The 20,392-nt window shown below is 32.2% G+C and carries 24 protein-coding genes; 10 read left to right on the forward strand and 14 right to left on the reverse strand.

Features of this window, described 5'->3' with window-relative positions; all coding sequences use genetic code 11:
- Nucleotides 1–69 precede the first annotated feature (69 nt).
- The 4 genes from AW729_RS01875 (at nt 70) to AW729_RS01890 (ending at nt 5,324) form a co-directional block, all read left to right on the forward strand.
- Nucleotides 70–3,474 (forward strand): Ig-like domain-containing protein, encoded by a 3,405-nt coding sequence (locus tag AW729_RS01875; protein WP_112123491.1) that lies wholly within the window; start codon nt 70–72, stop codon nt 3,472–3,474.
- Between the two features lie 163 nt (nt 3,475–3,637).
- A complete protein-coding gene (locus tag AW729_RS01880; protein WP_112123492.1) occupies nt 3,638–4,399 on the forward strand; it encodes a carboxymuconolactone decarboxylase family protein in 762 nt (253 codons plus the stop codon).
- Nucleotides 4,396–4,911 carry a flavodoxin gene (locus AW729_RS01885; RefSeq protein WP_112123493.1) on the forward strand — a complete coding sequence of 172 codons (516 nt, stop codon included), beginning with the start codon at nt 4,396–4,398 and terminating at the stop codon, nt 4,909–4,911. The genes AW729_RS01880 and AW729_RS01885 overlap by 4 nt, the downstream gene beginning before the upstream one ends.
- An 8-nt stretch (nt 4,912–4,919) precedes the next feature.
- A complete protein-coding gene (locus AW729_RS01890; RefSeq protein WP_236951247.1) occupies nt 4,920–5,324 on the forward strand; it encodes a cupin domain-containing protein in 405 nt (134 codons plus the stop codon).
- A 285-nt stretch (nt 5,325–5,609) separates the two neighbouring features.
- Here AW729_RS01890 and AW729_RS01895 read toward each other — a convergent pair whose 3' ends face one another.
- Both AW729_RS01895 and AW729_RS01900 read right to left on the reverse strand, forming a co-directional pair.
- Entirely contained in the window at nt 5,610–5,879 is a 270-nt protein-coding gene (locus AW729_RS01895; protein ID WP_112123494.1) for a hypothetical protein, read from the reverse strand.
- Between the two features lie 151 nt (nt 5,880–6,030).
- Nucleotides 6,031–7,323, reverse strand: coding sequence for a nucleotide sugar dehydrogenase (locus tag AW729_RS01900; protein ID WP_112123495.1), 1,293 nt, complete (start codon nt 7,321–7,323; stop codon nt 6,031–6,033).
- A 258-nt stretch (nt 7,324–7,581) separates the two neighbouring features.
- Here AW729_RS01900 and AW729_RS01905 point away from each other — a divergent pair, with 258 nt between their 5' ends.
- On the forward strand, nt 7,582–7,974 hold the full coding sequence (locus AW729_RS01905) for a CrcB family protein (RefSeq protein WP_112123496.1): 393 nt from the start codon (nt 7,582–7,584) through the stop codon (nt 7,972–7,974).
- Nucleotides 7,975–8,055: 81 nt separating this feature from the next.
- On the opposite strand, the gene AW729_RS01910 is transcribed toward AW729_RS01905, so the two are convergent.
- On the reverse strand, nt 8,056–8,310 hold the full coding sequence (locus tag AW729_RS01910; RefSeq protein WP_112123497.1) for a hypothetical protein: 255 nt from the start codon (nt 8,308–8,310) through the stop codon (nt 8,056–8,058).
- On the reverse strand, nt 8,303–8,836 hold the full coding sequence (locus tag AW729_RS01915; RefSeq protein ID WP_112123498.1) for a hypothetical protein: 534 nt from the start codon (nt 8,834–8,836) through the stop codon (nt 8,303–8,305). Before AW729_RS01915 ends, AW729_RS01910 begins: the two co-directional genes overlap by 8 nt.
- A 99-nt stretch (nt 8,837–8,935) precedes the next feature.
- Here AW729_RS01915 and AW729_RS01920 point away from each other — a divergent pair, with 99 nt between their 5' ends.
- The 3 genes from AW729_RS01920 to AW729_RS01930 all read left to right on the forward strand — a co-directional run bounded on the left by AW729_RS01920 (nt 8,936) and on the right by AW729_RS01930 (nt 10,236).
- Complete coding sequence (locus tag AW729_RS01920; RefSeq protein WP_112123499.1) at nt 8,936–9,193, forward strand: hypothetical protein; 258 nt, start codon at nt 8,936–8,938, stop codon at nt 9,191–9,193.
- A gap of 492 nt (nt 9,194–9,685) precedes the next feature.
- A complete protein-coding gene (locus AW729_RS01925) occupies nt 9,686–9,955 on the forward strand; it encodes a hypothetical protein (RefSeq protein ID WP_112123500.1) in 270 nt (89 codons plus the stop codon).
- Between the two features lie 11 nt (nt 9,956–9,966).
- Entirely contained in the window at nt 9,967–10,236 is a 270-nt protein-coding gene (locus tag AW729_RS01930; protein ID WP_112123501.1) for a hypothetical protein, read from the forward strand.
- Nucleotides 10,237–10,315: 79 nt separating this feature from the next.
- On the opposite strand, the gene AW729_RS01935 is transcribed toward AW729_RS01930, so the two are convergent.
- The 6 genes from AW729_RS01935 to AW729_RS01960 all read right to left on the reverse strand — a co-directional run bounded on the left by AW729_RS01935 (nt 10,316) and on the right by AW729_RS01960 (nt 16,133).
- Nucleotides 10,316–10,837, reverse strand: a complete 522-nt coding sequence (locus tag AW729_RS01935) for a hypothetical protein (protein ID WP_112123502.1) — start codon at nt 10,835–10,837, stop codon at nt 10,316–10,318.
- 720 nt (nt 10,838–11,557) lie between these two features.
- Nucleotides 11,558–13,159 carry a helicase HerA-like domain-containing protein gene (locus AW729_RS01940; protein ID WP_112123503.1) on the reverse strand — a complete coding sequence of 534 codons (1,602 nt, stop codon included), beginning with the start codon at nt 13,157–13,159 and terminating at the stop codon, nt 11,558–11,560.
- 75 nt (nt 13,160–13,234) lie between these two features.
- The gene (locus AW729_RS01945; RefSeq protein WP_112123504.1) at nt 13,235–13,843 is read right to left on the reverse strand and encodes a flavodoxin family protein; all 609 of its coding nucleotides are present in this window, start codon (nt 13,841–13,843) and stop codon (nt 13,235–13,237) included.
- A gap of 58 nt (nt 13,844–13,901) precedes the next feature.
- Nucleotides 13,902–15,059 (reverse strand): MalY/PatB family protein, encoded by a 1,158-nt coding sequence (locus AW729_RS01950; RefSeq protein ID WP_112123505.1) that lies wholly within the window; start codon nt 15,057–15,059, stop codon nt 13,902–13,904.
- A gap of 192 nt (nt 15,060–15,251) precedes the next feature.
- Entirely contained in the window at nt 15,252–15,473 is a 222-nt protein-coding gene (locus AW729_RS01955; protein ID WP_112123506.1) for a hypothetical protein, read from the reverse strand.
- A 12-nt stretch (nt 15,474–15,485) separates the two neighbouring features.
- Nucleotides 15,486–16,133, reverse strand: coding sequence for an energy-coupling factor ABC transporter permease (locus tag AW729_RS01960; protein WP_112123507.1), 648 nt, complete (start codon nt 16,131–16,133; stop codon nt 15,486–15,488).
- 242 nt (nt 16,134–16,375) lie between these two features.
- Here AW729_RS01960 and AW729_RS01965 point away from each other — a divergent pair, with 242 nt between their 5' ends.
- Both AW729_RS01965 and AW729_RS01970 read left to right on the forward strand, forming a co-directional pair.
- On the forward strand, nt 16,376–16,984 hold the full coding sequence (locus AW729_RS01965) for a stage II sporulation protein M (protein WP_162685731.1): 609 nt from the start codon (nt 16,376–16,378) through the stop codon (nt 16,982–16,984).
- A gap of 64 nt (nt 16,985–17,048) precedes the next feature.
- A complete protein-coding gene (locus AW729_RS01970) occupies nt 17,049–17,264 on the forward strand; it encodes a hypothetical protein (protein WP_112123509.1) in 216 nt (71 codons plus the stop codon).
- A gap of 14 nt (nt 17,265–17,278) precedes the next feature.
- Here the strand turns inward: AW729_RS01970 and AW729_RS01975 are convergent, their stop codons facing one another.
- The 4 genes from AW729_RS01975 to AW729_RS01990 form a co-directional block, all read right to left on the reverse strand.
- A complete protein-coding gene (locus AW729_RS01975) occupies nt 17,279–17,851 on the reverse strand; it encodes a DUF2284 domain-containing protein (protein WP_112123510.1) in 573 nt (190 codons plus the stop codon).
- Nucleotides 17,852–18,058: 207 nt separating this feature from the next.
- Nucleotides 18,059–18,742: an amino acid ABC transporter ATP-binding protein gene (locus AW729_RS01980; RefSeq protein ID WP_112123511.1), complete on the reverse strand. Its 684-nt coding sequence runs from the start codon at nt 18,740–18,742 to the stop codon at nt 18,059–18,061.
- 10 nt (nt 18,743–18,752) lie between these two features.
- Nucleotides 18,753–19,403, reverse strand: a complete 651-nt coding sequence (locus AW729_RS01985) for an amino acid ABC transporter permease (protein WP_112123512.1) — start codon at nt 19,401–19,403, stop codon at nt 18,753–18,755.
- 30 nt (nt 19,404–19,433) lie between these two features.
- A complete protein-coding gene (locus AW729_RS01990) occupies nt 19,434–20,234 on the reverse strand; it encodes an amino acid ABC transporter substrate-binding protein (protein WP_112123513.1) in 801 nt (266 codons plus the stop codon).
- Between the last annotated feature and the right edge of the window lie 158 nt (nt 20,235–20,392).

Raw genomic sequence — 20,392 nt, forward strand, 5'->3', positions numbered from 1 at the left:
ATTAGTGTTATGTATTTTATTTTTAAATTGATTTTTTTTAAATATTAAATATTATACTTATTTATTTTGATGATTAAATTAAATGGAGGAAAGAGCATTAATAATAAGTCAATCTTCGTTATAACATCTGTCGTATTATTACTGCTATTAGTTGTAGGTGCAGTATCCGCCCAGTCGGATAACGCTACAGATAGCTATGATACTAGTGATGTTATGACATCAGATTCAAATGCACAATCAACCGACTCGACAGATAGTGTAGTTGAAAAAGCTAAATCAAATGATATCAAAAAAGATACGGGCAAAGTAACACCCGAGGTAATAGTTAAAAATAAAACAGCCAAGACCAATACATCAGTAACATTGGAGGCACAACTGCCTGAGGATGCAAGCGGACAGGTTTTATTTAAAATAAATGGATTAACCATAGGGGATGCATTCAGGACAAATGGTGGACTGGTAAAATATGATTACAATATACCAATCTATTCGAGCAAAAATTATACCATAAACTTTGTATATGGTGGAAACAGCAAATATGAAGCAACAAGAAGTGAGGGTATATTGTCATTGACAAAACTGAACACACACGCCACAATCAAACTAAACAGGACAAGCCTTGCTCAAGGTGAAAGTGTACTCTTTAGTGTAAACATTAAAAATGAGTTAAAAAATGGCATTCAGGATGCATTTGTTATTAAGATAAACGGTCAAAGTATCGGCTCAAACAAGACGGGAAGCGATGGAAACGGATATCTGTACTATACTATTCCAAGTACGTATAAGATAAATAACTATACCGTCCAACTTGTCTACGGCGATACGAATACTGCCCTGGGAAAGAGAGTTAACACTACATTAAGAGTAAACAATCCGACGAGAATTACCTTAAACGGCATAGCAAAAACCCAGACATCTGGAGTGTTAAAGCTTAAATCTAAGGTAGTCGACAAGTTAAGAAACAACGTCACATCAGGTGAGGTGGTATATAAAATCAATGGAATAACCATGGGTGGTTCAAACGTTACAAACGGTATAAGCGAATTTGAATATCAGCTACCATTATACAGTCCAAGAAACTATACTATAACTGCATTATATGGTGGAAACAGGTACTATAAGCCAAGCAGTACAAATAAGACACTGAATTTGATAAAGATGGATAGCAGATTATCAGCCAAGAACAATACAATTGTTATTTCAGCAGACAACAAATTAAACATCAGCCTAAACGATAAGTTCAACAAATCCATAGACAACGTAAACGTAAGCTTAGTGGTAAATGGAGAGGAAGTTGCCAAATATCCCGTGATAAATGGAGTGGCAATAATAAACAACACCCTAAGGGATGTCAATTCAACCCAGAAAGTAAATGCTTCAGTGGTATTTGAGGCCAACAGGTTCTATGAAAAATCAACGTTGACCTTAAAGGTTGTAAATCCTACAAAGATTACCGTAAACGCTCAAGATACAAAGACGACAAAACTATTATACATAAATGCCACGGTTCTTGACTCATTAAATAGCAACGTAACAAACGGAAAGGTCTACTTCTATCTGGACAATAAATTAATCGCAAACACAACAGTTAATAATGGTGCTGCATCAACAACATACAGGCTTGGTTTAATAAGCGGCAAAAACCATAACCTCACGGCTAAATATATTGGAGATACATATTATCAGTCATCTAACAGTACAAAAAGTGTGAATATTCTTAAATTAAACACTAGAATCACACCAGTAAACGTTAACATTACAGCAGGATCATATAATAAGACAGCCGTCAAGGTATTGGATGAATTGAACAATCCTGTCTTAACGGGTATTCTAAGTTTATCTGTTAACAATAAGCATATAGGAAATTTCTCCGTCAGAAACGGTACTTCCAATGTAACGTTCATATCATCAAACAATGATTCAAACTGTGTGCAAAACTATAGCCTGCAATACGTTGAAAATAATTACTACAATGCATCAACGGCTACGGGCATATTGAACATTGCACCATTGGCCACTGTATATGTAAGTCCTAACGGTAATGACAACAGCTTAGGTACCAGTAAAAACCCATACAGGACGATAGCATATGCAACCAGGCACGTAAAGGAGGCTGGTATTGTATACGTTAATCCCGGCCAGTATAGTGAGTCAAACATTAACATCAATAAATCCATAAACATCTTTGGAGTAAATTCATCTAATGTAATCATAACCCCAAGCCAAAGTGGATTTGTATTTAACAATAGCAATTCAACCGCCAATATGACAATAGTAAACATGACTATCACAAATGCCAGAATCAATACAGCAAACACTTCGGCAATTGTATCCAGGGGTCCACTGATAGTTCTAAACTGTAACTTTGAAAATAACCAGGCAAACGTTAACTCTTCATCAAGTTCAATATATGCAACCGGTTATCTTGCAGTCTCATCCAGTACATTCAATAAGAATACCGCCAAATCCAATGGTGGTGCAATAACAGCACTGGGTCATAGGGTTATTATAATAAACTCCAAATTTACAAACAACACGGTAAATGCCAATGATGTTGGTGGAGGTGCAATATACTTAAACAGTGCAAACACGACCATTGAATCAACGATATTTACAAATAACAATGTACATGGTATCAATGTCACGGGTGGAGCTATCAAGAAGGTATCAGGTAACCTGACATTGAATCGCGTGAATCTTGCTTACAACACTCTGACAGGTTCAGGTTATAATGTCGGTGGTGCTTTAATAAATCTCAACGGATATTTGTATATCGTTAACTCAACTGTCAATGCCAATAACGTTTCAAGTAGTGATAACTGTGGAGCCGGAGCATTATACTCTCAAAACAGTGCAACAACCATAGCATCATCAACCATTACAAACAATTACGCTGTAGGAAAAAACGTATTCGGTGGAGCTTTACAGAACTTCAATTCATATCTGTCTGTATCAAACACTAACTTTACCTATAACAATGCATTAGCAACCAGGGGCCAAGCGGTTGGTGGGGTGATAAACCAGAACAATGGAAGCATTAAAATCATAAACAGCAGATTCCATAAGAATAGCATTAAGGGTAATGAGTCATACGCGGCAGCCATATACTTTATCGGTTCAAACATTACGGTTAACCATACACAGTTTAATCAGAACGTTGCCAATGCAACGGCTATCGGTGGTGCAGGAGCGTTGTTTGTCAATGCCAACTCAAGCATTACAGGATGTAACTTTACTTCAAACCAGGCACTCGGTAAAAGCAATGGTGGAGGAGCTATAATCAATGCAGCTAACATGACTGCCAATGAAAATAACTTCATATCCAATGTTGCAACTGCCAGTGCTAGTGCCATATCAAATACTGGCAAAACTGTTAACATAAACAACAACTATTGGGGAAGTAGTAGTCCTACATGGACTAAGTTAATAAGGGGTGTGACAAAGCCTTCAAAATATTATACCAAGGCATTATGAGTAATAATTTAACTTATTATTCATATATTTCTCTTTTTTTTAAGCTTTTTTATAAATTTTTCAAAAAATCAATTTTCAAAGACTCATTAATTTAACACCTAATAATTTTTAAATAATTTGATAAACATAAATCTAATCATAACATATTAAATGGTGTAAATTTATGAAGTATAACCCCGAGGCACAAAAGAATATTGAAGATTTGCTTGTTAACTACAAATCCATTTTCACGGATACAGACTGTGAGTTTGATGAGATATTCCATAACTTCACGTTTGATGAATGTATCAACAGCTCAGGCTTAACTAAAGAAAGAATATATTTGGTAATTCTTTCCTCATTAATCTCAAACCAGTCATTAAGTCAGTTCAAGGTATACCTGGAGTGTGCCATCAGTTATGGCATCAGTCCGGTCAAGATTAAGGAACTGATTTATCAATCGGTACCATATATCGGTATGGCCAAAGCCTATGACTTCATCGAAGAATCAAATTATGTCTTTGATGAAATGGGTATAAGCCTACCACTTGCCGGTCAATCAACCACAACCAGTAAAAACAGGCATGATGAGGGACTAAGTAAGCAGATTGAATATTTTGGCAGTGACATGATTAATCAGATGCATGAATCAACACCTGATAATCAGAAGCATTTCAATGATTTTCTGGCAGGCTATTGTTTTGGAGACTTCTATACGCGTGGCGGACTAAACGATCAGGATAGGGAACTTATCACATTTTGTTTTATTGCATCCCTTCGTGGTTGTGAAAATCAGTTGCGTGGTCATATCATTGGTAACGTGAATGTCGGTAACACATTTGATGACTTGATTAGTGCTTTGACTATACTTCTACCATTCAATGGTTTTCCAAGAACATTAAATGCATTAAATATTATAAATGAAGTAAGTGAGATGATGGAATGAGTGATGAAAAAAGTTTAATCATATATTATTCAAGACGTGGACAAAACTATGTAAACGGAGAGATAGTGGATTTGAAAGTTGGAAATACAGAGGTAATAGTGGATTATATCAGGGAATTTACAGGTGCAGATACATTTAAGGTCGAAACTGTCAATGATTATCCTGTAGATTACATGGAAACAACGGAAGTGGCACAGAAGGAATTGGATGATAATTATAGGCCTGAATTAAAAGAAGAGTTGGATAATATCGATGACTATGATACTGTTTATATAGCAAGTCCTAATTGGTGGGGTACACTGCCGATGGCAATGTTTACACAACTTGAAAAGCTTGACTTTAGCCAAAAAACAGTCAAGGTTGTAATTACTCATGAAGGCTCCGGATTGGGCGATACCATGAGGGATGTTAAGAAGTTATGTAAAAATGCCAATATCAAGCAGGGCTTGGCCATTCATGGTGCCGAGGTCAAGGATAAAAAATCCAATGTTGAAAGATGGGTTAATCAGTAGGTGTTAATGTGAGCGTTGATGAGGTATTATTCGGAAAGGGTGTTGAAAACCCATATGGTGAATTCTTTATTGGTAAAAGTTATTTGAATATGCTTACAACCGAAAGCATTGTTGTTGCTAACGTTACCTTTGAGCCTGGCTGCAGAAATAATTGGCACGTTCATCATGCCGATAATGGTGGTGGCCAGATATTGCTTGCCACTAGTGGTACGGGTTGGTATCAGGAAGAGGGAAAGAAAGCCGTTAAGCTGACACCGGGTAGTGTTGTTGAAATACCTGCGGGTGTTAAGCATTGGCATGGCGCAAGTAGGGACAGTGAGTTTACACATATTGCTATTGAAGTGCCCGGTGAGAATACGTCTAACGAATGGCTTGAACCTGTCAGTGATGAAGAATATGATAAGCTTGAATAATTTTCTTCATAATTTTTCTCTTTTTTTATTTACATATATGCTTAATTAAATAAAAGAATTGACATATATGTTAAAAATTATGTTATCTAATTTTCTTTAAAATACTTATTGTTATAAATTTTTATTTTTATCAACACATCATGTATATTCGCAGGGTAATATTTGATTAGTTTGATAAAAATTATTGTCATAATTATTAAATGAATTTATTAATGGGAATAAAAAATAGCATAAAAAAATGTGGAATAAAAAGAGTATAATATCCTGAAAATAAAAAGGATATGGTTACATGCGTTTTGAATGTATTTCTACCTGATTAGTTTTTTCATCATAAGCTTCTTTAATAAATGTCCAATCATCATATTCTTCTATTGTTTCTTTTACTTTTTCGCATGCATATTTAACGTTATCGTCATATTCTTCAAAATCTTTAATTATAATATCAAAGAAGTCTTCTTTCCATCCACCTGGATATATCAGTAAATTGTTTTCTTTAATTTTTTCATCTGTGTTAACTTTATCACAAATGTCAAATGCTGTTTCATAACCTTTCATATATTATTATTTATCCGATATATTTTAAATAATTTTTATTTGGCAGAATAATTTAATGAAAAACCATCACAAAAAACAAAGTAAAAAAAGAGGTTAATAAGGGTAGGGTAAGTATAATCTAGTTCAAATTAACTAACAAGTAAAGCGATTGCTATAGGGACCAGTAACAAACGTCATCCTTGTCAATGACTTTGTTCTTGAATTTTTCCTTCAAATCAACCAATATTACTTTATCTTTAGAAAGTTCTTTGAAGAATTCATAATCCCAGCTTTCATATTCGCTATGACAGGAGGATATGATTATGGCGTCAAACTTATCATGAAGGTCATTATTGATGTCAAGGTCATAGACAGCCTTAACCTCATTTTCCATGGCACATGGATCATTTGTTGTAATCTTGACTCCTGAATCCTTTAATTTATTTATTACCTCGATGATTTTGCTGTTTCTAATGTCATTGCAGTTTTCCTTAAATGTTATTCCACATACCAATATTTCAGCATTCTTAACTGGAATGTCATTTGATTCAAGCAATCCGATTACGTTTTCATATATGTAATCAACCATTGACTCATTAACTGTCCTTGCAGTACTAATCAGTTGTGTAGGATATTCCAAATCCTGTGACCTGTGGATTAGATAGTATGGATCAACTCCTATGCAGTGTCCGCCGACAAGGCCCGGCTCATATTTTACGAAGTTCCACTTGGTACTGGCCGCATCAAGAACATCCTGAACATTTATGCCCATCTGATTATATATCTTGGATAATTCATTGACAAGTGCAATGTTAACGTCCCTTTGAATGTTTTCAGTTATTTTAGCTGCCTCAGCTACCTTAATAGTCTGGGCCTTGTATATTCCCTTGTCAATTATGCTGTCATATACCCTGCTTACAATATCCAATGATTCATCATCTATTGCCGAGACTATCTTGGTAATGTCTGATATCTTCTTGTTGTTTTTTCCCGAGCTAACTCTTTCAGGTGAATATCCTACCTTGAAGTCAGTGTATAGCTTTAGGCCGGAATATTCTTCAAGTATGGGTACGCAGACATCCTCGGTTACACCGGGATATACCGTGGATTCATATACGACTATTGAATCCTTTGGCATGTTTTTTGCAACTATTTGTGTTGATGATTTGATATATGTTAAATCAGGCGTGTTATCTTCTTTAATAGGTGTTGGAACTGTTATGATGATGAAATTTGCCTCTTTCAGTAACTTTTCATCTTCTGTAAATACAATGTCGTATTCGTTTAAATTATCTTCTTGGTCGATTAAATCAATACCCTTATTGTACATGTCAATTTTATATGAATTTACATCAAAGCCTATTACATCATACTTGCAGGACAATAATTTGGCAAGCGGTAAACCCACATAGCCCAATCCAACTACAGCTATTTTCTTTTTTCTATTTATCAAATCATCAAACATTATTAATCTAACCTATAATTGAGTTCTCTAAAAAAAATTATCAGAGTATATTTAAATAATTATATAACTATTTATAGTTAATATTTTATTTAAATTTATTTATATGAAATCAATCGGGGGACAATGCTTTAATTTAATATCGAATAATAGATTTATCATATGTTCTAATGTTGAATTCTTTCCATAATTTTCTGGCTGTGGTAATGAAAATATATTTAAAACCGTATTAATAAACACATATATAAAGAGGCTATAGAAATGTTATTTGAATGTTTGATGGTAGGTTTGGGTGGATTTGTAGGTAGCGTGTTGCGTTATCTGATGGGTTTTATAAAGGTTCATGAGTCAACTACATTTCCCGTTAACACCTTTTTTATTAATATGCTTGGTGTACTGTTAATCTCATTTATAGCTTATTATATCACCAATTCCACCAGTGCAAATGTCGATTCGTCTACTTTGAAATACATAATACTGTTTTTAAAGGTGGGAGTGTGTGGCGGTTTTACAACATTTTCCACATTTGCTCTTGAAACCGGTGATCTCTTGAAGACGGGTAACGTGGAAGTTGCATTTGTCTATGTTTTATTGAGTGTAGTAGTTGGGGTAAGTTTAATTTTCCTGCCTGATTTGCTCATCAAGTCAGTATAATCATTAAAATCACCATTTTAAAAAAAAAGTGGATAAAAAAGAGTAGTTTAAATGTAGTAGTTTGAAAATAGTTTGAATTATTTAATAATTGTTTTGAGCAAGGTTATCCTGCATTACCTGAATGATGTTTCTGGCAATCTCAGGAGTCATGACTATTTGTGTTGAAACTTCCTGAATTATTTCCACATCCCCAAATTCATTGTTTGCAAGTTTTTCTTCTATAAATGCTACTCGTATCTGGTTGTTTGAGCCTACACATACGGCTCCGGATACAGGTTGCGTTTTACTTTCTTTTATTACAATTTTTGGCATTTGGTTGTTGTTTAATTCATCCATAATTGATCATCCTTTTATTTGATTTTACCGGATAACATCCATTTATTATAAAATCTGTACATAGATTCTGTGAAGAGTTTATTGATTGTTGTTTATTTTTTAAGATTTCATATTCTTCTTTTGTAATAGTAATATGTTCATTATTCTCCAGTTTATCCAATTCTTCCTCTAGATTTACATCATATTCTATGCTGTTCATGAATTCTTCAAATTCATCATCGCTTAATGCTTCACCATAGACAATCTCGGACTTTTCAATTTGATTTGTCATTATTAATTCTGCTATGTTGACCTGTGCGTCAATTAATATTTTTACTATTTTAGAGTTCAAATTAAGTTTATATTTTGAATTTTCTTTTTCAAGAATATCCAATTTAATCAAATCTGTTATAAATGAATCTAAGGTTACTCTAGATATTTTTGCTCCAACCGCTATCTGTTTTTTTGTATAATAACGTTTTGGATTAATTAGTATATAATTTATTACTTTTACTTGAGGATAATTTCCAAATATTTTTTCATACATACTATCACCACAAATATGTTTAAAAAATATACTTACACAAATTATGATGTACATTTTTTATACATATAATTATATATGAGGGAGGTTATATTTATATATATGCAAAGTACAGAAGAAATTGAAAAGGACATATTGGCTACACTATTTAAACATGGATGTATTGGAAAGCACCATACTCCCATAATTAACCTATGCAGAAATTTAAACCAATATTCATGCAAGGAAATTAAAAAGGGAATAAAAGCACTGAGAAAACAGAAATACATAAATTTATACAAGACATACCATGGAATGGATGTAAGGATAGTCCCATCAAAATTACAGGAAATAAAGAAAATAATAGCATTAGACCAATAACAGTCATTTCAATAACCAATAATGATATAAGTAGTTAAATATTATCTGTTAATCGTTTATCAAATACAATAGAATTTATTGTCATTAAGCAACTAAAAATCAATCATTGATGCTTGATATATTCTATCATATACTATTGTAATTTATTAATACTCACTTAATAATCATTCAATTAATTGAATCGATAGCGATACACAACTCTTTTAAATTATGAATTGTTACTATTTTTCTTTTATTCAATTAAGAAGTCATGACATTTAATAGGCCTCATACTCCATTATCAATAATTAATATTTTTTCTATAAATAATATTAGGTTTATATAATAGATTGAATAATATAATAATGTAAACATGAAATATAGCCTAATAAAGACTACTATGTTTACATAATTAGTTATTTTTTATATAATTATGTACGTTTATTTTATAAAAATACTTAAATTTAATCATTTATTTAAAAAAAATAGGTAATAAAATAATTAGGTGATAAAATGTTTTTAGATCCATATATACCCTTTATAGGTTTAATAGTATTTGGTAATATAGAAAACTTAATCCTATCTTCACATGGGGTAGTTAAAGGTGCAAATCCTATAATATTAGGTATACTGAGTATTATATGTGTTGTATTCTGGTTATTCATTGGTACTGCTGGAACGAATATATTGATTGACTATGCGGATATTATAGAATTAATTGGTGCTATTGCAATAATAATCTTGGGATTACAGTCAATGATTCAATCCATTAAATATGAATAGCTGGTGAAACGATGTCATTAAGTGATTATAAAGAATTTTTAGGGTTACTGATATTCGGTAACATAGAAAACTTAGTATTGGCTTGTCAAGGAGCGGTTGCATGTGTTGATCCAATTATGTTGGGTATTTTAAGTTTAACTGCCGTGATATTATGGTTTATCATAGGTACATATGGAACAAAGGTAGCTATCAAATATTCCAGGGTTATTGAATTTATAGGTGGATTTGTAATATTTGTATTAGGTGTACAATCAGTACTTACTGTATTTCATATAATTTAAAGGGGATTCATAATTAGATTTAATTATGGATATTTACTATTTTTTTTTAAAATAAAAAAAGATGAAGAAGAAAAATTATCTACTCGAATTTTTCTTTAAATATTTGTTTGTTTTCTTCTAGTTTACTTTTAAATTCAGCATAAGCGTCATTGTATTCTTCTTCACTCATGTTTCCGGTAGCATATGCTATTGTGCTGACAACTATGTAGAAGAGGTTGTTTATTAACACTCCTATAAATTCCAGGTAATTTTTAAGCATTCCCGTGTCTATTTTTCCATCTTTTGTTAGGTGAGCTTCAGCATCTATTATTGACTTTTCGATGTTGTCGATGAGTTGGCCTAACATTACCTTTATGTCGTTAATCTCCAGGCTTGTTTTTTCTTCAAATTCTTGGTTGTTTTTTGAGAAAGTGGTCAAGAATGGGAATACGATTCTTCTGATAAATCCTATTAGCTCATATATTCTTTTTGTTGCCCTACTAAAGTCTTCTGGGGTTAAATCTCCTTTTGCAATTGCGTTTATTATTTTATCTAGGATCATGTTGAATTTTTCTATTATTATTTCTGTTGATTTAAAACTGTTTTTGTTATTTAGAGCCATTTTTATTTCTCCTTTTTATATTGTATTTACTTTTTTGAACTATAATAATATTTAATTTTTATTCTTTACGATAATCATCAGATAAGCTTAAATTCTTGGAAAGCTTCAAACTTCATGCTTTCCAAAGATACTATTATAACAAGTTACTTAAATACTTATCTGATGCATAAGCATACTTCATAAAAATAAGTTATTTACCGTTTACTTACATAAAACTAATTATTTATTCATTTTTTGCTCTGTAAAATTTTTAAAAAAATAATTGAATCAAATAATAATCTAAATTATTCCAAATTGTCAATTTTCAAGCCTTTTTTTAACAGGATAACTCCAATGGAAATATCATTATAGGCCGGTTATATTCTTGTATCCTCTTTTATGAATATTTAATAATTCTATATGTAATATGGATAATGAAAAATAAGTCTTTAAGCTATGATAAATTATAATTAATTTTTTTATTGATTTTAAAACTCTTAAAAATGTCATCCATTAAATAGTTCTCCGTTTGGCTTTTATAGTTATAAGGCTGACAATAAAAACTAACAGGACACTTAAAAAATTACTAATGTCCATTGATACAAAAACAGTAATCATAAAAAAATTTAAAGGTGGATATTAACCCCAATATGTGCTTGGGTCATAAATCTACCCTTATTACATTCGCTTAATAATGGGAAGTATGTGGAAAATACTATCTAATATCGTCAAAAATCCTGATTATTTTCCAAACTTCATGTTTCCGAATATTCCTCTAACAATCTGCTTGGATACTTCTCTTGCAATGGTGCTGGTGGCTGTGGTTACGACCTTATCCAATGGACTGCTGGCATTAGACCTTCTTTTAGTACCTGTTTGGGTAGGTATGTTATTTAGTATATCACCCATTGATGGTAATTTCATACCCGCCTGATTATTGCCGTTATCTGTTGGCTGATTGTTCTGTGGGATGTTTTGCTGGTTAGCCTGAGGATTGTTTTGCGGATTATAATCCATACCTGATTGCTGCTGGATTACCTCTGTTGCATTAATGTTCATCTTATCCAATAATGATTCATATGCAGATACCCTGTCAAAGCTTTCAGCATATTTTTGCTTATACACGGAATACATTATTATCTGACTTCTATATTCATCGTCAATTGAACCCAAATAGCTCTGTGGAGGTAGAATGTAAACCTTCTGAACTATTTCCGGCACTCCCTTTTCATCAAGTAATGATACTAATGCTTCCCCTATTTCCAGATTGGATATGGCATCTATAGTGGAAAATTCGGGATTTTCCCTGAATGATTCTGCGGCCACTTTTACTCCTTTCTGATCTTTAGGTGTGTATGCCCTCAGGGAATGCTGTATTCTATTACCCAGCTGTGAGAGAATGGAATCCGGTATATCTGATGGATTTTGTGATATGAAGTATATTCCCACTCCCTTAGAACGAATCAAACGAATAATCTGGTCTATTTTCTGTAGGAATACTGGTGATAAATTATTGAATAACAGGTGTGCCTCATCAAAGAAGAATACCAATTTAGGTTTTTCCAAGTCTCCCACTTCTGGCAGTGACTCATACAGCTCTGACATTAACCATAAAAGGAATGTTGAATATAAGTCGGGATACAATGACAGTTTAACAGCATCCAATATGTTTATCATTCCCTTTCCCTGATCGTCACATTGGATTAAGTCATTTAAATCCAATGCAGGTTCTCCGAAGAATTGATTACCTCCCTGATCTTCAAGGTTAAGCAATGCCCTTATAATGGTATTGGCACTTCTTGTATCAATGTTACCATATTGGGATTGGTACTTGTCCTTGTTTTCGGTTACATAGTTTATCATTGACTTCAAGTCCTTGATGTCTATTATCAGTAATCCCTCTTCATCGGCTACCCTAAATACTACATTCAATACTCCTTGTTGAGCTTCGGTTAAGTTAAGTATTCTTGAGAGTAACATTGGGCCTATTTCGGATATGCTTACCCTTATCGGCAATCCTTTTTCTCCCAGTAAATCCCAGAATTCCACTGGATATGATTTATATGTAAATCCTTTCTCTTGCAGGGAGTATTTTTCCACTCTTTCCTGTACTTTACCGCTTGCTTCACCCATCTTTGCTAAGCCTGCCACATCACCTTTCATATCTGCCAAGAATACGGGTACGCCCATATCACTAAATGCTTCACTTAATGTTTTAACGGTTACCGTCTTACCGGTACCTGTTGCCCCGGCTATTACGCCATGTCTATTTGCTAGTTTCGGTAGCAGGTATACTTCCGTATCGTCGTTACATCCAACTAATATTTTTCCATCCGTGTACATTTTCATACTTCCTTAATTATTTCTACTGATTAGAGATTTATTATATTATAGTTTTATATTTTATTATACTAAATTCTAATGGATAAAATTCATAAACGTTTTATCTTCACGTATAGGTTTTTTTGTATCCGTTAGATTATTCAGCATCCATATGATTGATTTGGCTAAGTCTCTCATCTGTTGCATTCCTTCAATGTCCTGTTTTACTTCTTCAGGGGATGTTCCATGTACGCCATTCCAGTACTGGCCAGATGCTATAGGCATTCGTGTAATTGTAAAATACTTATTTAATCTATCGAATGCACTTCCTGCTCCTCCTCTTCTGCAACTGACGACGCTTGCACCTATTTTATTTTCAAATAGACTTGAGTTTTGATAGAATGCCTTGTCCAGGGCTGCTCCAAATGAGCCGTTAATGTTTGCATAGTATACGGGACTTCCCAGTACTATTGCATCTGCGTCTTTCATTTTCTGTGCCAGTACATTTGACACGTCATCATATATGCATCTGCCTAGCTTTGCACATGCGTGGCATGCCTTACAGCCGTATACTGCATCATCTCCTATCCAGAAGATTTCGCTTTCAATATTTTCTTCATCATCCAGTACTTTTTTTATTTCACCTAGTGCAGTGTAGGTACATCCTTTTTCTCTTGTACTTCCATTTACCAGTAACACTTTCATTTTAATCACTACTCCTACTGTTTGAATAATTTATTATTTTTTTTCAAAAAATTTTCACTTACTTTAATGACAAGATAGCCTTATTTAAAATAGATAATCCTTCAAGTAGTGTACTTTTAGGACAAGCTATATTCACTCTAATAAAGTCACTTCCATTTTTACCAAATTTTATACCGGGTGATACATATAATCCATAAGAATTTTTTAAATATTCATATAATTCATATGCATCGATTGATAATCTTGAACAGTCAATCCACAACAAATATGTTGCCTCACAATCAATTACATCAACATCCAATTCATTTTCATCAATAAATTCTCTTGCAATCCCTTTGTTTTCATACACATACCTATTCAATGAATCAAGCCATTCATCACCATAATTAAATGCCGCCTTCGTGGCACTTATTGCAAATACGTTAGGCATTGAATTAAAGTCAATTGACAATTGCTTTTCAATCTGTTCATATAGTTTCCTGTTTTCACAATAAACAGCTGATGTTTGAAGTCCAGCTATGTTAAATGTCTTTGAAGGGGCCATACACATGATAAGATTATCCTTATTTGAACAATCCACAGAATATACAGGAGTATATTTTTTATCCGGATTTACCAAGTCACAGTGAATGTCATCTGATACCAATATCACATCATACCTGTTGCATAACTCTATAATTCTTTCTATTTCATCAGGATACCAAATCTTTCCGACAGGATTATGTGGATTGCACAGCAGCATCAGTTTAACATCCTCATCGGATAACTGCTGTTCCAGTTTTTCAAAATCAATATAATACCGGGAATCCTCATATGTCAATTCATTTTCCACCAGCTGTCTGTTGTTATTCACGACAACATCAAAAAATACGTTGTAAACCGGTGTCTGAATCAATACCTTATCGGACGGATTTGTCAGACATCTGATTATGCTGCTAATTGATGGCATTACACCAGTAGAAAACAGCAGACAATCCCTTTTCAATGTAAGATCGTGCCGTCTTTTCCACCATGAGATGTATGAGTTAAAGTATTCGTCATCAACTACAGAATATGCGTATACTTGATGATTAGCACGTTTTATAATATTTTCTTTAATTTCATCTACAACCTTAAAATCCATGTCGGCTACCCACATGGGAATTTTGACATCTGTAGAATCCCATTTTAACGAATTTGTATTATGTCTATCTATCACTTCATCAAAATCATACATGTTATTACCAAATATCTTTTGTTATATTGATATATTTATAAAAACTTAAAATTATAATTTATGATTAAAATTATTTGATATAATAGAAATAATCAGATAAAATAAAAATAATTGATAAAAAGAGTTTAAAAAAATAAATGAATGATTTGATGTACTCTATTAGAAAATAGATTAATCAAATCGAATCGACATTTAGGTTGAATTCTGACTTTCATGTTCATGACTTTCATGTTCATGACTTTCTTCGTGTTGTTCTTGTCCTTCGTGTGTATGGTTATGTTCTTCTGAACCATGATCATGGTCATGTTCTTCTAAGGTATAGTTACTATGTTCATATTCATGAAGAGCATTATTTGCAACTATTGCTGTTAGGACAATAACTACAATTATTACGATTAGTGCCTTGTAATTCATTGTTTCACCATTTTATGTGGTCAGTTCAGGTACCAATTCGGGTTTTACTTTAAGTAATGCATTCATTACAAATACAGTTACAATACCTTCAAGTACTCCAACAACTGCTTCAATAGGAGTTATAACAGTTAAACCAAATGTTATTGGATAAACACCAGCTAATGCATATTCAATACTTACAATAACACCGAGTAATGTAATGGTTAAAAAACCGGATAAAAATAAAGCTAGATTTTTATCAAAGGATTTTAAGATATGATATACATGATAAGCTATTAATGGTGCTAATATTCCTAGATTCAATACATTGATACCCATTGTACTTATTCCACCTTCACCAAGGAATGCTTGTATAATAGTTACAAACGTATATACTATCATGGATGATTCAAGATCATATAGTGCAAGTATGGTTATTAGTGATATATGTACACATGCTGGAACAGGTAAAGGCAGTTCAATCATTTGAACAATGACACATGCTACGATAAATAATGCTATTCTAGGTATGTCCTTTTCATTATGGTTTTTTCTAAATTTATTAAATACTAATACTATCAGGATTATACTAATTATTGCATAGATAATTAATTGATATTCTGGACTGATTAATCCACCGGTAATGTTGGATTTACCAATCAATCCATCAGGGATGTGCATATTTATACCTCCGATGCCTATTATATTCTTTTATTTAAAATATATTCACCTATTTATTTAATATATCTCAAGTTATATATAAGCTAATACCCTATAGAGGTATAAGGTAGCTTAAAATTAAATTATAAACGCTAAATTAACTTTAAATGAAAAAGTACTCATATGTTAATATGAAATATTATTCCAACATATAAAGATATTATTTATATACTACAATGCAAATAATAGATATAGTGAAAAAGATGAAAAAGTTAACATACTTCTATTATAATGAATTTATAAATTATTTGAATCGGAACAAGATATTTTATTTGATATCAGTACTCTTATTTGTCCTATCGATGGCTGTAGGTTATAGTTTGGTATCGGTTGAGGATATAGAAAGTATCAATGACCAGACTTTTACTCCAATAGAAGACTGGGATAAACCAACACAATTCGTAGACCTGTTTAAGCATAACTTTATCATAGACTTGGGATGTATAATAGGCGGATTGACATTTTCCATATATTCAGCAATTGTAAATTTAATCAATGGAATGATGGTGGGTTATGTTCTGCGATTAGCACCAACAGGGATATTCATGCTGGGAATAGTACCTCATGGTATATTTGAGATACCCTCCAGTATAGTTGCATTTGTAGGAAGCCTCTCTGTAACAAAAATTGAAATAAACCTAATTAAAGGCGTACTTCAAAACGGAAAGACATTTAAAGGTGAGTTATTCAACTCAAGGGACTTATTTAAGGATGTTCTGATATCCCTTTTACTGGTGATGATACTATTGCTAATAGCCGGATTTATAGAGGCATTCATCACACCTGACTTACTTAACTGGTATATAGGATAATCCCCATAAACCAACTTTTTTTTTTAATTAAAATATTTATTGATAGTTTTACAAAACTATAATCATGAATCAGACAAATCAATTACTAAATAAAATTAAAGATAACGAAATCAAAAATGAAAAATTGGATGAAAGTATCTCCTTTGATGATGAAGAAGAAACTAATGAAGAGTTAAATAATTTAACAGAAGATAACCTTGCTGAATACCTGAAAAATGTTGAATGTGATGCCCACTCCAAAGAACTCTTAGACAGGTATCTTAAAAATAAGGAAAAATAAGATCATTATTAAAATCAATACAATATGGCATTTAATATGGATAAATATTCCGGTACTTTACCATTATCGTCGATCCATTTTACTTCAGTATCGAATATTTCCCGTGTTATTTTAACAACCAATCCGCCTATTGATTCAACACTATTTCTTCTCAAATCGGGAAATAAACATTTTTCATTTCTTATTTTTGAACATTTTCTGCAAAGGTTACAATAACCAGATGATAGATAAACGCCATTCTTATTTTTTTCAAGCATTTTAAGTTCTTCTGTAAGTTTATTTTTCTCTTTAAATAATGTATCATGTAGAAATTTATTCAACTGGGTGCTATCAAGCCTTTGATTTGTAATACTGTCATCAAATAATAATCTTACATAGATTAAATCTATCTTCTCATATGGCTTATAGAAACTGCTGATGTCACAATTAAAATCTGGACATGCCCAGTTTTTGTTATAGGATGGACACTTCTTACAGGCATTCAATGTCCTGTTAAAATCAACGTAATTATCCAGGTAATCATATATACTTAATGTTTTTTGATTTTTTGTTAGATGGTAACAATCATTAAAATTATAAACAGTCATAATAATCGGCCTTCTTTAAACCTATAATAGTATATGTCATTAATGATAATTAAATGGTGTCAATAAGCCTTAAATGAATGTTGTAAAGTATTTATTAAGAATTTTCTAAATAATTATTTATTAGTAAAATGAGTAGTAATCAAATAGTTTAATGTGAAAATTGATTAAATTAAAAAAAATATAAAAAAGGATTATAAAAATGATTTTTTAATCATAGAATTTACCTAAGAAAGATTTCATTCTTTCATTGTCTGAAGAAAATACTTCTTCTGGTGTTCCTTGTTCAATAATGTATCCATTATCCATAAATATGATGTTATCTGCAACATTACGTGCAAATGTCATCTCGTGGGTTACGATAACCATAGTCATATGTTCAGCTGCCAAATCCTTGATAACCTTTAAAATCTCCCCAGTTAATTCAGGATCCAACGCTGATGTAGGTTCATCAAAGAATAATATATCCGGATTCATTGCCAGTGCTCTTGCAATGGAAACCCTCTGCTGTTGTCCACCGGATAATTCACATGGATAGGCATCTTCCTTATCGGCCAAATCCATTTTTTTAAGTAATTCACGGGCTTCCTTGTAGACTTCCGTTTTTTCTCTTTTTTGAACCTTTAAAGGTGCATTTGTAATATTTTTCATCACAGAATGATGTGGGAACAAATTGAAATTCTGAAATACCAATCCGAAGGTACCGTCAAAATTTATTTCTCCACTATCAAATGTTTCAAGCTCTGTAATACATCTAAGAAGTGTGGATTTACCAGAACCTGACGGTCCAATGATACATAAAACTTCACCCTTATTAACATCAAGAGAAATATCTTTCAAAACCTCGTTATCGCCGAAACTTTTCTTAAGATTCTTAATTTCCAATAAAGCCATGATATCTCTCCTAATCATAATAACTTAAACGTTTTTCGAAACGTTCCATAATAAATGCAACCAATACATTGAATACATAATAGAATACACCTGCAACTAATAATGCACTGATTGATGCATCAGCTGCTGCAATCTGTTTTGCAACCGTAAACATTTCCGGTATTGCTAATACGAATGATAATGATGTATCTTTAACAAGAGTAATTACTTCATTTGTAATTGAAGGTAATACAATTTTTATAACTTGAGGTAAAACTATTATAAAAAAAGTTTCAATCTTATTATATCCTAATACTTGAGCTGCTTCGTACTGTCCCTTAGGAATTGATTCAATTCCGCCTCTGAATATTTCGGCAAAGTATGCTGCATAGTTAATTGAAAATGCTATGATAACTGCTATCATCCTATATTCAGGTGATAGTGTCATTCCAAAAATATAGTAAGGTCCAAAGAATACTACGATTAACTGTAGCATTAAAGGTGTACCTCTCATGATTGAAATATATATTTTCATTAACCATTGAAGAGGCTTAAATTTACTCATTCTTCCTGCGGCAATAGCCAAACCTAGCGGAATAGAGAATAATAGGGTAAGTAAGAATATCTCTATGGAAGTAACCATTCCTTCACATAATTGGGATATAACTGTACTTAATATCATATATTATTCGCCTATTATTTTTTTTGAAGTTTATTCAGAAATTAATGATTCAGGAACTCCATAATCAGCATATTTTTCAGCTAATTTAGCGGTTGTTCCGTCTTTTTGCATTTCATCTAAAGTGGTCTGTACTTTGTCTTTCAATGCATCATTACCTAATTTGAAACCGATTCCATATTCTTCAGATGTAATCTGTTCATCTAAGATTTTGTATTGGTCAGCACCATGTTCTTTTACTTGGAATTTAGCAGTGTTATAGTCCATAGCTACTGCATCACAAGCTCCTGATTGTAAATCATTGAATGCTGTGTTATAATCTGCAATTTGTACTAAATCTGTGAAGGTATCAGCGATTGTTTTGTTGTCACCTTGAAGAGCACTTAATGCAGATGAATCTTTTTGAGTTTCAACATGTTTAGCTTTTAAATCTGCTAATTTGTTAATTCCGGAATCTGATTTTACTACAATGACTTGTTTGTTGTCAATGTAAGGTTTTGACCAGGTGTATTTGTCTTTTCTTTCATCAGTTATACTGAATCCGTTCCAAATACAGTCAATTGTTCCAGAACTTAATTCACTGTCCTTTGCATCCCAATCAATTGGTTGAGCTTTGAAAGTCCAGTTGTTTCTTTTACAAACTTCTTGAGCTAAATCTAAATCAAATCCTGTGTAGGATCCGTTGTCAGCTTTATATCCATAAGGAGGGAATTCTGCATCAAATCCAACGATTAATGTATTATCATCGTTAGCAGAATTTTCTGCACTTACCATTGAAACTGCTACAATTGCAAGTACTAAAACTCCTAATAAAATTCCTACTTTTTTAATCATAAAAACACCGAATTTTTATTTTTATTTTTTATGTTTTTTTTTATTTAATAATAGAATAAAGATTATTCTATAATATTATATTTATTTATCTGAATATTTATGTATTACATTATAGATAGTGATTAATTATTATAAATATCCTATGTCAAATCATTATA

This window comes from Methanosphaera sp. BMS (genome assembly GCF_003268005.1).
In the GTDB taxonomy this organism is placed as follows: Archaea; Methanobacteriota; Methanobacteria; order Methanobacteriales; family Methanobacteriaceae; genus Methanosphaera.

Bases quoted from the DNA above. Each gene is read 5' to 3' on its own strand.
- AW729_RS01875 (WP_112123491.1), top strand. From the start codon at position 70: ATGATTAAATTAAATGGAGGAAAGAGCATTAATAATAAGTCAATCTTC.
- AW729_RS01880 (WP_112123492.1), top strand. From the start codon at position 3,638: ATGAAGTATAACCCCGAGGCACAAAAGAATATTGAAGATTTGCTTGTT.
- AW729_RS01885 (WP_112123493.1), top strand. From the start codon at position 4,396: ATGAGTGATGAAAAAAGTTTAATCATATATTATTCAAGACGTGGACAA.
- AW729_RS01895 (WP_112123494.1), bottom strand. From the start codon at position 5,879: ATGAAAGGTTATGAAACAGCATTTGACATTTGTGATAAAGTTAACACA.
- AW729_RS01900 (WP_112123495.1), bottom strand. From the start codon at position 7,323: ATGTTTGATGATTTGATAAATAGAAAAAAGAAAATAGCTGTAGTTGGA.
- AW729_RS01905 (WP_112123496.1), top strand. From the start codon at position 7,582: ATGTTATTTGAATGTTTGATGGTAGGTTTGGGTGGATTTGTAGGTAGC.
- AW729_RS01910 (WP_112123497.1), bottom strand. From the start codon at position 8,310: ATGGATGAATTAAACAACAACCAAATGCCAAAAATTGTAATAAAAGAA.
- AW729_RS01915 (WP_112123498.1), bottom strand. From the start codon at position 8,836: ATGTATGAAAAAATATTTGGAAATTATCCTCAAGTAAAAGTAATAAAT.
- AW729_RS01920 (WP_112123499.1), top strand. From the start codon at position 8,936: ATGCAAAGTACAGAAGAAATTGAAAAGGACATATTGGCTACACTATTT.
- AW729_RS01925 (WP_112123500.1), top strand. From the start codon at position 9,686: ATGTTTTTAGATCCATATATACCCTTTATAGGTTTAATAGTATTTGGT.
- AW729_RS01930 (WP_112123501.1), top strand. From the start codon at position 9,967: ATGTCATTAAGTGATTATAAAGAATTTTTAGGGTTACTGATATTCGGT.
- AW729_RS01935 (WP_112123502.1), bottom strand. From the start codon at position 10,837: ATGGCTCTAAATAACAAAAACAGTTTTAAATCAACAGAAATAATAATA.
- AW729_RS01940 (WP_112123503.1), bottom strand. From the start codon at position 13,159: ATGTACACGGATGGAAAAATATTAGTTGGATGTAACGACGATACGGAA.
- AW729_RS01945 (WP_112123504.1), bottom strand. From the start codon at position 13,843: ATGAAAGTGTTACTGGTAAATGGAAGTACAAGAGAAAAAGGATGTACC.
- AW729_RS01950 (WP_112123505.1), bottom strand. From the start codon at position 15,059: ATGTATGATTTTGATGAAGTGATAGATAGACATAATACAAATTCGTTA.
- AW729_RS01955 (WP_112123506.1), bottom strand. From the start codon at position 15,473: ATGAATTACAAGGCACTAATCGTAATAATTGTAGTTATTGTCCTAACA.
- AW729_RS01960 (WP_112123507.1), bottom strand. From the start codon at position 16,133: ATGCACATCCCTGATGGATTGATTGGTAAATCCAACATTACCGGTGGA.
- AW729_RS01965 (WP_162685731.1), top strand. From the start codon at position 16,376: ATGAAAAAGTTAACATACTTCTATTATAATGAATTTATAAATTATTTG.
- AW729_RS01970 (WP_112123509.1), top strand. From the start codon at position 17,049: ATGAATCAGACAAATCAATTACTAAATAAAATTAAAGATAACGAAATC.
- AW729_RS01975 (WP_112123510.1), bottom strand. From the start codon at position 17,851: ATGACTGTTTATAATTTTAATGATTGTTACCATCTAACAAAAAATCAA.
- AW729_RS01980 (WP_112123511.1), bottom strand. From the start codon at position 18,742: ATGGCTTTATTGGAAATTAAGAATCTTAAGAAAAGTTTCGGCGATAAC.
- AW729_RS01985 (WP_112123512.1), bottom strand. From the start codon at position 19,403: ATGATATTAAGTACAGTTATATCCCAATTATGTGAAGGAATGGTTACT.
- AW729_RS01990 (WP_112123513.1), bottom strand. From the start codon at position 20,234: ATGATTAAAAAAGTAGGAATTTTATTAGGAGTTTTAGTACTTGCAATT.